Source organism: Microbacterium croceum, from assembly GCF_023091245.1.
Taxonomy (GTDB): domain Bacteria; phylum Actinomycetota; class Actinomycetes; order Actinomycetales; family Microbacteriaceae; genus Microbacterium; species Microbacterium croceum.
The window spans coordinates 1,528,665-1,540,722 of the sequence record NZ_JAHWXN010000001.1 but is presented as its reverse complement, the minus strand read 5'-3'; the positions used below and the strand labels follow the sequence as shown (position 1 = coordinate 1,540,722).

The following is a 12,058-nucleotide window of genomic DNA, read 5'->3' as shown; positions in this document are numbered from 1 at the left end:
TCAACACCGGGAGCTCAGCGGGAAAGTCGAGCGGGGTTTTGAGTCGATTCTGGCACAGGCCTGATCACGCGGGGCGCAGGGCTCGCCCTCAGGACGCCGTGCGCGCGGCGCGCTTCTCCTGCTGATAGACCCGGATGGCCTCGTACCGCTCCGCGGAACGGGCGCGCCGCTTCGCCGCCTCGTCTTCGCGCTTCTTCGGCGGAGCCGTGGTCACGAGACTGTCCACGAGCAAGCGAGTGGCGCGCGCGATCTGCTCGACCGCCTCGTTGAACGCGGCCTGGTTGGCTCTGGACGGCTTGCTGGTGCCCGAGATCTTGCGCACGAACTGCAGCGCGGCGTCGTGACACTCGTCGTCGGTCGCAGCGGGCTCGAAGTTGTTCAACGGAACGATGTTGCGGCACATGCCTGCCAGGGTAGGCCGATCACGACTCGAGCCCAAGAGCGATTCGCTCCCGAGCCGTGATCCGACGGTGTGCTGCTACTTCTTGTAGTTGGGAGCTTCGACGACGATCTGCACGTCGTGCGGGTGGGACTCCTTGAGCCCGGCCGAGGTGATGCGCACGAACTTGCCGCGCTGCTTGAGCTCCTCGATCGTGCGGGCCCCGACGTAGAACATCGACTGACGCAGCCCGCCGACGAGCTGGTAGGCGACGGCAGCGAGCGGACCGCGATAGGGCACCTGACCCTCGATGCCCTCGGGGATGAGCTTGTCGTCGCTGGGGACGTCGGCCTGGAAGTAGCGGTCCTTCGAGTACGAGGTCTGCTTGCCGCGGGTCTGCATCGCGCCGAGCGACCCCATGCCCCGGTACTGCTTGAACTGCTTGCCCGACTGGAAGACGATCTCACCCGGCGACTCATCGGTACCGGCGAGGAGGGAGCCCAGCATGACCGCGTCGGCGCCGGCCACGAGGGCCTTGGCGATGTCACCGGAGTACTGCAGGCCGCCGTCCGCGATGACCGGAACGCCCGCGGGGCCTGCGGCGAGCGAGGCCTCGTAGACCGCGGTGACCTGGGGGACTCCGACGCCGGCGACCACGCGGGTGGTGCAGATGGATCCGGGCCCGACGCCGACCTTCACGGCGTCGACTCCCGCGTCGACGAGCGCCTGGGCGCCCTCGCGGGTGGCGACGTTGCCGCCGATGACGTCGATGTGCGCGAACGACTCGTCTGCCTTCAGACGCCGGACGAGGTCGATGACCCCCTGGGACTGACCGTTGGCGGTGTCGACCACGAGCACGTCGACCCCGGCGTCGCGCAGCGCCTCGGCGCGCTCCCACGCGTCACCGAAGAATCCGATAGCCGCGCCGACGCGCAGGCGCCCCTGGTCGTCCTTGGTGGCGAGAGGGTACTTCTCGCTCTTGTCGAAGTCCTTGATGGTGATCAGTCCGGCGAGCTTGCCCTCGTCGTCGATCAGTGGCAGCTTCTCGACACGGTGCTTCGCGAACAGCGCGATGACCTCGCCGGCGGCGACGCCGACGGGAGCGGTGACGAGTCCCTCAGACGTCATGACGTCCTTGACGAACGTGGTCTGGCGCTCGAAGCCCGAGACGAAGCGCATGTCGCGGTTCGTGATGATGCCGACCAGCGTGCCATCGGCGTTGACGACGGGGAGGCCCGAGATGCGGTACTTGGCGCACAGGGCATCGACCTCTTCGACGGTCGCGTCCTCGGTCGTCGTGATCGGGTCGGTGATCATGCCGGACTCGCTCCGCTTGACGCGGTCGACGTGCGCGGCCTGGTCGGCGATGGAGAGGTTGCGGTGCAGGATGCCGATGCCGCCCTCGCGCGCCATCGCGATCGCCATGCGCGACTCGGTGACCGTGTCCATCGCGCTCGAGAGCAGGGGCGTCGCGACCGAGATGCGGCGCGTGATCCGCGACGAGGTGTCCGCCTCGCTGGGGATCACGTCGGTGTGCCCGGGCAGCAGCAGCACGTCATCGTACGTCAGTCCGACGAAACCGAAGGGATCGTGCTGTTCCATGGGGGCTCCTCCTGCGCTGGTCGCGCGAATCCGAGTGCGTGCGGGTCGTTCGACGTCGTCCGATACGGGTACGAACCCGTATGAAGATTCTAAGCGAGACGCGCCCGAGAACATTCCCGGCGTCAGGCGCCGTGGGCACGTCACCGGAATACCTGTACTCGGTCCAGAGGTAGGTGTAGGTGAATCGGGCATCGCCCACTACGCTCAAATGCACCGTCCAGGTCCGCGGTGCACACCCGATGCCGCAGACACAGCACTCACAGTGGAGGTTGCGTGGGACCCACAACACTCGCCGTGCAGAGAAGGCGCCCCTGGGTCGTCGCTTTCCTCGGCATACTGATCGCCCTATCCGCTCTCGTGCTGCAACCCGCGGCGTCCGCATCCGCGGAGACGACCGACGACGGCCAAGAGGTCACGGACTTCTACTTCGCCGGCGTCATCACCTTCGACGACCAACCCGTCGACGGCGTCGTCATGACGATCGAAGGCAAGGGCTTCAAAGGCGAGACCGAGACGGACGCCGAGGGCAAATGGCGCCTGTACGTCCCCGAGAAGGAGAAGTACACCCTCACCGTCGACGAGTCCACGCTCCCCGACGGGGTCATCGTCGATGCGAGCCTGCTGCCCCCCGGTACGCAGCCGATCGCCGGAACGACGGCATCGTTCGAGGTCGAGTTCGGTCTCACCGGTACCAAGATCATGAACCTGTTCCTCGGCGAGGGCGAGCGGATCACGGTCTCCTTCATCGACCAGCTGCTGTCCCGCCTGGTGGGCGGTCTGAACTTCGGCCTGCTGCTGGCGCTGGCGTCGATGGGCGCCGCGCTCATCTACGGCACCACCCGGTTGTCGAACTTCGCCCACGCCGAGATGGTCACCTGGGGCGGCCTGGTGGCCCTGGTCACCACGACGTTCTGGCACCTTCCGCTGTGGCTCGGCATCGCCGCGGCCGTGATCGGCGGAGGCCTGTTCGGCTGGGCGTTGGACGCCGGAATCTGGCGACCGCTGCGACGACGGGGCCTCGGTGTCGTCCAGCTGATGATCGTCAGCATCGGACTCTCGCTCGCGCTGCGGTACGCGTTCCAATACCTGATCGGCGGCGGCACGCGGCAGCTCCCCGGAGCCAGCCCCACTCCGATCCAGTTCGGGCCGGTCTCCCTTTCCTATATCGACATGATCGCGATGGGCGTGAGCATCATCGTGATCCTCGGGGTGGCCTTCTTCCTCACCCGCACCCGCATCGGCAAGGCCACACGCGCCATCTCCGACAACCCGCAGCTCGCCGCCGCATCCGGCATCGACGTCGACAAGGTCGTCCGGTACGTCTGGATCCTCTCCGGCACGCTGGCCGCGATCTCCGGCATCCTGTGGGCGTACTTCCGCCCCGGCGTGAAGTGGGACATGGGTATGCAGATGCTGCTGCTCATCTTCGCGGCGATCACCCTGGGCGGTCTCGGCACGGCGTTCGGTGCACTCGTCGGGTCCCTCATCGTCGGCATCGCGGTCGAGGTCTCGACGTTGTGGATCCCGTCCGATCTGAAGTACGCGAGCGCACTGGTCGTCCTGATCGTGATCCTGCTCGTCAGACCACAAGGGCTCTTGGGACGCAGGGAAAGGTTGGGCTGATCACCATGGACTTCGGAAGCATCTTCTCCAACACCGCCGTCTACCTCTTCAGCCCGGTCACGCTGGCCTACGCTCTGGCGGCCACCGGACTCGCCGTGCACTTCGGATACGCCGGACTGCTCAACTTCGGCATGGCGGCCTTCATGGCCATCGGCGGTTACGGCTACGCCATCTCCGTGCTGAGTTTCGGTCTGCCCTGGTGGATCGGCATGCTGATCGGCCTGCTCGGGGGCGCCCTGTTCGCGGTGCTGCTCGGCATCCCGACGCTGCGACTGCGCGCCGACTATCTGGCCATCGCCACCATCGCCGCCGGTGAGATCGTGCGTCTGCTGTTCACGACGCAGGTCTTCGACGAGTTCACCAACTCGGCCGACGGACTCGCGCAGTACAACGGCGGCTTCCGCGACGCGAACCCGTTCCCGCCTGGCACCTACGGCTTCGGCCCGTGGACCTACAGCGCGAACGACCTGTGGAACCGTGTGTTCGGCCTGATCGTGCTGCTCGTGGCGATTCTGCTGGTGTGGTCGCTCATGCGCAGCCCCTGGGGCCGCGTGCTCAAGGGCATCCGCGAGGATGAGGACGCCGTCCGCTCGCTCGGCAAGAACGTCTTCGCCTACAAGATGCAAGCTCTCGTCGTCGGTGGCGTGATCGGAGCGGCCGGGGGGATCGTGTTCGTCCTCCCCTCTGCGGTGGTCCCCGGCAGCTACTCGACCTCGCTGACCTTCTTCCTGTGGACGGTCCTGCTCCTCGGCGGTGCCGCCACCGTGTTCGGTCCGACGCTGGGCGCGATCCTCTTCTGGGTCGTGTTCGCGTTCATGGCGAACCTGCTTCCGTCGATGGCCAAGGCCGGCATCCTGCCGATGTCCGACAGCCAGGCGTCGACACTGGTGTTCATCTTCGTCGGCATCGCGCTCATGCTGCTCGTGATCTTCCGCCCCCAGGGCATCCTCGGAGACAAGAGGGAGATGACCTTTGTCAAATGAACTGAATCCCGAATCCGCCCCCGCCTCCGCAGAGGGGGCGCCGGCCGTCGCACCCACGACGGGGAGCATCCGGCGTCCGAAGACCACCGGCCTGACCAAAGGAGAAGTGAAGCCCGGCGTCGCCAAGGTCGATCCGATCCTGATCGTCGACGCCGTGCAGCGGCGCTTCGGAGGTCTGACCGCCGTCGACGTCGATCACCTCGAGATCCCGCGCGGAGCGATCACGGCGCTGATCGGCCCGAACGGCGCCGGCAAGACCACCCTGTTCAACCTGCTCTGCGGATTCGACAAGCCCAACAGCGGCACGTGGTCGTTCGACGGCACGAATCTCTCGGGTGTCCCGTCGTTCAAGGTCGCCCGCATGGGTCAGGTGCGCACGTTCCAGCTCACCAAGTCGTTGTCGCTGCTCACCGTGCTCGAGAACATGAAGCTCGGAGCTCCCCACCAGCGCGGTGAGAAGTTCTGGTCGAGCCTGTTCCCCTTCCTGTGGCGCACGCAGGACACCGAGATCGAGGAGAAGGCGCGCGAACTGCTCGCCCGGTTCAAGCTCGACGCCAAGGAGAAGGACTTCGCCGCCTCGCTCTCCGGCGGTCAGCGCAAGCTGCTCGAGATGGCACGCGCGCTCATGAGCGATCCGACCCTGGTGATGCTCGACGAGCCGATGGCCGGCGTCAACCCCGCGCTCACCCAGTCGCTGCTCGACCACATCCTCGACCTCAAGGGTCTGGGCATGACGGTGCTGTTCGTCGAGCACGACATGCACATGGTCCGCCACATCGCGGACTGGGTCGTGGTGATGGCGGAGGGCCGCGTCGTCGCGGAGGGACCGCCCGACGAGGTCATGGAGGACCCTGCGGTCATCGACGCCTATCTCGGCGCCCATCAGGACGTCGACCTCGGTGCCGTGACCGGTCGCATCCCCGTGATCGAGAACGACGCCGCCCGCCGACTCCGCGAGAAGATCGAAGCAGAGGCCGAGGCGGAGCTCGAAGCGACGAGCACCGTCGACCCCGACGAGAAGGGCAACGCATGAATGCGGACACACCGGCCCCCGCAGCCGACGACATCGTCGTCGAGCTGAAAGACGTCCATGCCGGGTACCTCCCCGGCGTGAACATCCTCAACGGTGCGAACCTGGTCGCCCGTCAGGGCGAGCTGATCGGCATCATCGGCCCCAACGGCGCCGGCAAGTCGACGCTCCTGAAATCCATCTTCGGACTCGTGAACGTGCGCAGCGGCGACATCACGGTGAACGGCGAGAGCATCGTCGGACTCAAGGCCGACAAGCTCGTCAAGCGCGGGGTCGCCTTCGTCCCGCAGACGAACAACGTCTTCCCGTCGCTCTCCATCGAGGAGAACCTGCAGATGGGGCTCTACCAGAACCCCAAGATCTACACGGAGCGCTTGGAGTTCGTGACCGGGATCTTCGCCGAACTCGGCAAGCGTCTGAAGCAGCGCGCGGGCTCGTTGTCCGGTGGCGAGCGGCAGATGGTGGCGATGTCACGAGCGCTCATGATGGATCCGTCCGTGCTGCTCCTGGACGAGCCGTCAGCCGGCCTCTCCCCCGTGCGGCAGGACGACGCCTTCATCCGCGTCTCCGATATCAACAAGGCCGGGGTGACGACCATCATGGTCGAGCAGAACGCGCGGCGCTGCCTGCAGATCTGCGACCGCGGTTACGTGCTCGATCAGGGCAAGGACGCCTACGAGGGCAGCGGACGCGACCTGCTGAACGATCCCAAGGTCATCGGCCTGTACCTCGGCACCCTGGGCACGGACGCCGCCTGAGCGGTTCTCGAAGAGGGGCGGGTGCTGCGGCATCCGCCCCTCTTCTGTACCGGGCGCTTCGACACGCTCAGCGCCCCATCGGGGTGGAGCACCCACGGCGCTCAGCCCAGTCCCGACCCACCCCGGGTCCCTGAGCCCGTCGAAGGGCCCGCACACGACGAAGGCCCCGGATGCTGCATCCGGGGCCTTCGCTTGTGATCTGATCAGATGATCGGATCGTGTGATCAGTTGGTGCGGGAGATCATGTTGTCCGCGCCGTACTTGTAGATGCCGATCGTGGCACCCTGCGGGTCGCCGTTCTCGTCGAACGTGACCTCGCCGGAGTAGCCGTCGTAATCGGCCGTGCCGCCATCGTTGATGATCTTGGCGCAGTCGGCGAAGCTGGTGCACTTCTCACCGTCTCCGGAACCACCCGAGATCTCCTGCATCTTGGCGGCGATGTCGGCACCCTCGGTCGAACCGGCAGCGAGAGATGCCAGAGCGACGAGCACGACGGCGTCGTATGCCTCAGCCGCGTACGTGAAGTCCTTGACCTCGGCGTTGCCCTCACCCGTCCAGTACGCCTGGAGGCGGTCGGTGAAGTCGTCCTCGAGAACGGGGCCCGCCTTCGTGCCCTGCGCGCCTTCGAGCGAGACCGGGATCTCGTCGCCGTAGTCGGACAGGTTGCCGTCGACCATGTAGAACTTGTCGGCCGAGATGCCGGCGTTGACCAGCAGCGGCGCGATGGTCTTGAACTGGTCGAACGACACGATCGCGACCGCGTCGGGGTTCTGCGCCTTGATGGTCTCGACCTGTGCGTCGAACTGCGCGTCACCGACGTTGAACGATGCGTCTGCGACGACCTCGCCGCCGGTGCCCTCGAACGTCGTCTTGATGGCGTCGAACAGGCCGGTGCCGTAGGCGTCGTTCTGGTAGATGATGCCGAGCGTCTTGGCGCCGTCCTCGGCGATCAGGTTGCCGAGCACCTCACCCTGCAGCAGGTCGCTGGGGGCGGTGCGGAAGTACAGTCCGTCGTCATCCCACGTGGTGAAGTCGGGAGACGTGTTCGAAGCCGAGATCTGGAGGATGCCCGCGCTCACGTTGCCGTCGAGGATCAGCTTGGAGACACCGGATGCGGCAGCGCCGACGATCGCGGAGACACCAGCGCCCTGCAGCTTGGTGATCGACGTCTCGTACGCCTTCGTGTCGGTGTCGCCTTCATCCTCCGCGGTCAGGTCGATCGTGATGCCGGCTTTCGCCTCGTTGACCTCCTGTACGGCCAGCCCGACGCCGGACTCCATGGGCGGGCCGAGGAATGCCAGCGACCCCGTCTGGGGCAGCAGCGAGCCGAGCTTGAGAGTGAGGTCGGCAGCCGGCTTGCCGCTATCCGTACCTCCGTCGGATGGCGTGCTGCTACAGCCGGCGACGACGACGGCGGACGCGCTGAGCAGCGCGATTCCTGCGAAGACCTTCGCGGTACGCGAACCCTTCAATGCGTTCATTGGTGCTCCCTTGCGTAACTGAACGTGGATCGAGACCACGGTCGGGTGCTCTAACCCTAGGGTGTGAGACACGCGCACAGGGGTCGCAAGTATCTCGGTGCGTTAACGATCCGACACCGCGTTCCCCGCACTCTGCGACCTGGGATCAGACGGGTGCTGCCTGCGCTATCCGGCGACCGCGACGGGCGGCGAGCAGCAGGTCGACGACGAAGACCGTGATGGCGATCCAGACGATGATGAACCCCGCCCAGCGCTCCGCCGGCATCGGCTCGTGCAGCACGGCGACCCCGATGATGAACTGCATCACCGGGGTGAGGAACTGGATCATCCCGATCACGGTGAGGTTCACGCGCCTGGTGCCCGCGGCGAAGAGCAGCAGCGGCACCGCCGTGGCCACGCCCGCCAGCGCGAGCAGGGTCGCATGCCAGACGCCCTGGGTGCCCATCGTGAGGCCCCCTGGGGTCTGCGCCACGATGATCAACTGCACGATCGCGATCGGGATCAGCCAGAACGACTCGAGGGTCAGCCCGCTGACCGCGTCGACCGCTGGCCCGATCTTCTTCTTGATGAGGCCGTAGAGGCCGAAGGAGGCCGTCAGCGAGAGCGCGATCCACGGGATCGAGCCGTGCGCGACCACGATCACGGCGACAGCGACAGCAGAGATCGCGATGGCGGCCCATTGGAGTCGGCGGATGCGCTCTCCCAGCACGAACACTCCGAGGAGCACGGTGGTGATCGGATTGATGAAGTAGCCGAGGCTGGTCTCGACCACGTTGTCGGTCAGGGTGCCGATGAGGAACGCCTGCCAGTTGACGTAGATCAGCAGGCCCGCCAACGCTGTCCACCCCAGCAGCTTCGGCTGACGGATGATCGCGCGGAAGGCGCCCCAGCCCCGCATCACCGTGAGCAGCACGAGGCAGAACACGAACGAGAGCAGCACCCGCCACGCCACGACCTCCCACGGCCCGGTGGGCTTGAGGAGGACGAAGTAGAGAGGAAGGACGCCCCAGAGCAGGTAGGCGGCTCCGGCGAATCCGACCCCGGCCATCTGTGTCGCGCGCGTGGTCGTGTCGGGAGTCACCGCACAACCCTATGCCCGCGGCGAACCCCTCCGATGCGCGGGAGGGAGAGCGCCGAGAGTTTGGCAGGAAACGGATGGTGCGTGTCCGAGCGCGCTCTGCCGTCGCCATCCGGACATGCAGAAGGGGCCCGGGCGCCGTAGCACCCGAGCCCCTTCGAGGAACGCTGATTCAGCGAACGACGACCGCGAGGACGTCGCGGGCCGACAGGACGAGGAACTCGTCTGCGCCGAACTTCACCTCGGTGCCGCCGTACTTGCTGTAGAGCACGCGGTCGCCCACGGCGACGTCGAGCGGAACACGGTTGCCGTTGTCGTCGATGCGACCGGGGCCGACCGCCACGACCTCGCCCTCCTGGGGCTTCTCCTTGGCGGTGTCGGGGATGACCAGGCCACTCGCGGTGGTCTGCTCGGCCTCGACCTGCTTGATGACGATGCGGTCCTCGAGCGGCTTGATGGAAACCGACACGGTCTACCTCTTCTTTCTTGACGCTGACACGAAAGACTTGTTCGCACTCTCAACCCGAGAGTGCTAATCCAGTCTATGCGCTCCGCTGGCACTCATGCAATGCGAGTGCCAATCCGCATCGTGCGCAGCACCTCCACCGCGGCGCCCGCGGCCTAGGCTGGGCATGTGGAGATGTCCGAACTGCAGGCCCTGCTGACCCCCGACGGTCTGGAGCTGCTCGACGGGCTCGGCCCGATCGACTCCACCGCCGAGGTGGCACGCGCCGTGTCTCGGCTGCGCGCCGCCGGCCACTCCCCCGCCCTGGTGTCGGCGGTGGTCGGCCAGGCGCATCTGCGTGCGAAGGCGACCGCGAAGTTCGGTGCGTTCGCCGCGCGGATGCTGTTCACCCGCGCCGGGCTCGAGCAGGCCACCCGTCTGCCGGTCGCGGTGCGTCACGCGCAGCGCATCCGGCGCGCCGGCATCACGAGCGTCGCCGATCTCGGCTGCGGCATCGGCGGTGACGCGCTCGCCTTCGCCGGGGCGGGCCTCGACGTGCTCGCCGTCGACGCTGACGAGGTCACCGCCGCGATCGCCGCGTACAACCTTGCGCCGTTCGGTCCTGTCGATGGCGCGGACTCCGGAACCGTCGTGCGGCACAGCACGGCAGAGGACGCCGACCTCTCGAGCAGCGGCGCGGTGTGGATGGATCCCGCACGCCGCACCTCGGGGCACAGCGAGACCCGCCGCGTCTCGGCCGACGACTACTCCCCCTCGCTGGACTGGGCGTTCGACCTCGCCGCCCGCGTGCCGACCGGCATCAAGCTGGGACCGGCGCACGATCGCGACGCCCTGCCGGCCGACGCGGAAGCGCAATGGGTGAGCGCCGACGGCAGCGTCGTCGAGCTCGTGGTCTGGACAGGAGTACTGGCGCGCCCCGGTATCCGGCGCGCGGCGCTGGTCATGCGCGGTGACCAGTCGTACGAGCTGACGGCGGGCGCCGACGCCGAGGACGCACCGGCGCGCGAACTCGGCTCCTTCCTCCACGAGCCGGACGGCGCCGTGATCCGTGCGCGCCTGATCGGTGACGTCGCGCGGAGTCTGGACGCCGGGATGCTCGACCCGCGGATCGCCTACCTCACGTCGGACGCCGCGGTCACCAGCCCGTTCGTGCAGACGTTCCGCGTGCGCGAGACCATGTCGGCGAACCCGAAGGCGATCAGCGCGGTGCTGAAGTCCGAGGGCATCGGCAGCCTGGAGATCAAGAAGCGCGGAGTCGATGTCGACCCGGCGGCGTTCCGCAAGAAGCTCACGCTGCGCGGCGATCGCAGCGCCACGCTGATCCTCACCAGGATCGGCGACCAGCGCCGCGCCATCCTCGCCGACCGGGTGCCGCCGGCCGCATAGGGAGGCTGCTCAACCTTTCGCGTCGCTGGACGGCGGGACCACGTCGATCGAGTCGCCGTCGTCGCCGCCGAGGCCGGACGCCGAGCCGTCGAACCACATCTCACCGTCCGTGGACACCGAGATCGATTCCGGATCGCGGATGATCGTGAGGTACGGCGTCTGGTTCGGCGTGTAGCCGACCTCCAGACTCCAGATCGTGGAGGCGTCGATCTCCCGACCGGGCACGACCTCGTCATCCGACACGTACACGGCGATGCCGTCGGACAGGGCATCCTCGCTCGGGCGGCAGGTCGATTGGCCCGCCGCCCCGTCGACGATGAGGCAGGTCTCCGAGCCGTTGCCGCTCCAGCGGTCGATGAGCCAGACCGGTGCGTCGCGGAAGTAGCCGACGATGGTGAGGTTCATGGCCTGCTCTCCGTCGACCAGCTCCTTCGCGCGCTCCCGCTCCTCGCCGGCGAACTGCGCGAGGAAGAGACCGGATTCGTCCCAGCGCTGGATGCTCACGAGCGGCACACCCGAGGTGGAGTACATCAGGTACGCCATGACGGTGTTCGACGACGAATCTCCCTCGCCTGGGATCGTCGTCACGGCCGATAATCCGAAGACACCCGTGCTCAGGTCGCCACTGTGCTGACAGGACTGGCCGGTCTCCGCGCCGACGTCGAGCACGAGGCACACGTTCTCGCCGTCGTTCCTGGTGCCATACCAGACCAGTGCGTCATCGTCCTGACCGATGGCACGCACCGAGCCCTCGTCGTACCCACCCTTCTCGGAGAGCTCCGCCCTGCGCTGCTGCTGCTCGTCGGTGAGGGGGATGTCGTCGCTCCGGGTTCCGAACAGCGCCCACCCCGCACCGACGCCGATCGCGAGCAGCACGACAGCGGCCACGGTGACGACGCGCCACTGCCCCCGCAGGAGCGCGCGTGCGCCGACGGAGTGACCACGCCCGGCGACAGCGCGCTCGGGTGGCACCGCAGCGCGGTCATCGGACCGTTCCGCGAACCCCGCGGCGATGTCCTGACCGGAACGCTCGGCCTGCTCCTGGATGACCGTGGTGTCGGCGAGCGTTTCGCCGACGGCGACAGGCTCGCCGTCGTGCGCCGCCGTGGCCGGAGCCTGCGGCGTCGCAGTGGTCTCCGCGCCCGACTGTTGGGGCCGGCGCCGCGTCAGCCGATCCAGGCGCTCGGCCTCCGCCGCGGTCAGTCCACCGCCGCGCCCATAGGCACGCGCCTGCAGGGCCCGCAGCTCGATGACCTCGTCGTCATCAGGCAT

11 protein-coding genes are annotated in these 12,058 nt (G+C 67.4%); 5 read left to right on the top strand and 6 right to left on the bottom strand.

Features of this window, described 5'->3' with window-relative positions; translation table 11 throughout:
* Window positions 1–88: 88 nt before the first annotated feature.
* On the bottom strand, window positions 89–403 hold the full coding sequence (locus KZC51_RS07345; protein WP_247629344.1) for a DUF2277 domain-containing protein: 315 nt from the start codon (window positions 401–403) through the stop codon (window positions 89–91).
* Between the two features lie 75 nt (window positions 404–478).
* Window positions 479–1,981, bottom strand: a complete 1,503-nt coding sequence (guaB, locus tag KZC51_RS07340; RefSeq protein ID WP_247629343.1) for an IMP dehydrogenase — start codon at window positions 1,979–1,981, stop codon at window positions 479–481.
* Window positions 1,982–2,254: 273 nt separating this feature from the next.
* On the opposite strand from guaB, the gene KZC51_RS07335 reads away from it, so the two are divergent.
* The 4 genes from KZC51_RS07335 to KZC51_RS07320 all read left to right on the top strand — a co-directional run bounded on the left by KZC51_RS07335 (window position 2,255) and on the right by KZC51_RS07320 (window position 6,375).
* Entirely contained in the window at window positions 2,255–3,604 is a 1,350-nt protein-coding gene (locus KZC51_RS07335) for a branched-chain amino acid ABC transporter permease (RefSeq protein WP_247629342.1), read from the top strand.
* A 5-nt stretch (window positions 3,605–3,609) separates the two neighbouring features.
* On the top strand, window positions 3,610–4,587 hold the full coding sequence (locus KZC51_RS07330) for a branched-chain amino acid ABC transporter permease (RefSeq protein ID WP_247629341.1): 978 nt from the start codon (window positions 3,610–3,612) through the stop codon (window positions 4,585–4,587).
* A gap of 67 nt (window positions 4,588–4,654) precedes the next feature.
* On the top strand, window positions 4,655–5,620 hold the full coding sequence (locus KZC51_RS07325; RefSeq protein WP_247630604.1) for an ABC transporter ATP-binding protein: 966 nt from the start codon (window positions 4,655–4,657) through the stop codon (window positions 5,618–5,620).
* Window positions 5,617–6,375 (top strand): ABC transporter ATP-binding protein, encoded by a 759-nt coding sequence (locus KZC51_RS07320; RefSeq protein ID WP_247629340.1) that lies wholly within the window; start codon window positions 5,617–5,619, stop codon window positions 6,373–6,375. The genes KZC51_RS07325 and KZC51_RS07320 overlap by 4 nt, the downstream gene beginning before the upstream one ends.
* Before the next feature lie 224 nt (window positions 6,376–6,599).
* Here KZC51_RS07320 and KZC51_RS07315 read toward each other — a convergent pair whose 3' ends face one another.
* From KZC51_RS07315 to groES, 3 genes are all read right to left on the bottom strand, one after another.
* Window positions 6,600–7,856 (bottom strand): ABC transporter substrate-binding protein, encoded by a 1,257-nt coding sequence (locus tag KZC51_RS07315; protein WP_247629339.1) that lies wholly within the window; start codon window positions 7,854–7,856, stop codon window positions 6,600–6,602.
* Window positions 7,857–8,001: 145 nt separating this feature from the next.
* Window positions 8,002–8,937, bottom strand: coding sequence for an EamA family transporter RarD (gene rarD, locus KZC51_RS07310; RefSeq protein WP_372491761.1), 936 nt, complete (start codon window positions 8,935–8,937; stop codon window positions 8,002–8,004).
* A 169-nt stretch (window positions 8,938–9,106) separates the two neighbouring features.
* Window positions 9,107–9,403 carry a co-chaperone GroES gene (groES, locus tag KZC51_RS07305; protein WP_017203655.1) on the bottom strand — a complete coding sequence of 99 codons (297 nt, stop codon included), beginning with the start codon at window positions 9,401–9,403 and terminating at the stop codon, window positions 9,107–9,109.
* Window positions 9,404–9,568: 165 nt separating this feature from the next.
* Here groES and KZC51_RS07300 point away from each other — a divergent pair, with 165 nt between their 5' ends.
* Window positions 9,569–10,786, top strand: coding sequence for a class I SAM-dependent methyltransferase (locus tag KZC51_RS07300; protein ID WP_247629338.1), 1,218 nt, complete (start codon window positions 9,569–9,571; stop codon window positions 10,784–10,786).
* A 9-nt stretch (window positions 10,787–10,795) separates the two neighbouring features.
* On the opposite strand, the gene KZC51_RS07295 is transcribed toward KZC51_RS07300, so the two are convergent.
* Window positions 10,796–12,058, bottom strand: a complete 1,263-nt coding sequence (locus tag KZC51_RS07295; RefSeq protein WP_247629337.1) for a hypothetical protein — start codon at window positions 12,056–12,058, stop codon at window positions 10,796–10,798.

What these genes read in the sequence shown, in the direction of transcription:
- KZC51_RS07345 (WP_247629344.1), bottom strand. Translation starts at nt 403, where the DNA reads ATGTGCCGCAACATCGTTCCGTTGAACAACTTCGAGCCCGCTGCGACC.
- guaB (WP_247629343.1), bottom strand. Translation starts at nt 1,981, where the DNA reads ATGGAACAGCACGATCCCTTCGGTTTCGTCGGACTGACGTACGATGAC.
- KZC51_RS07330 (WP_247629341.1), top strand. Translation starts at nt 3,610, where the DNA reads ATGGACTTCGGAAGCATCTTCTCCAACACCGCCGTCTACCTCTTCAGC.
- KZC51_RS07320 (WP_247629340.1), top strand. Translation starts at nt 5,617, where the DNA reads ATGAATGCGGACACACCGGCCCCCGCAGCCGACGACATCGTCGTCGAG.
- KZC51_RS07315 (WP_247629339.1), bottom strand. Translation starts at nt 7,856, where the DNA reads ATGAACGCATTGAAGGGTTCGCGTACCGCGAAGGTCTTCGCAGGAATC.
- KZC51_RS07295 (WP_247629337.1), bottom strand. Translation starts at nt 12,058, where the DNA reads ATGCCTGATGACGACGAGGTCATCGAGCTGCGGGCCCTGCAGGCGCGT.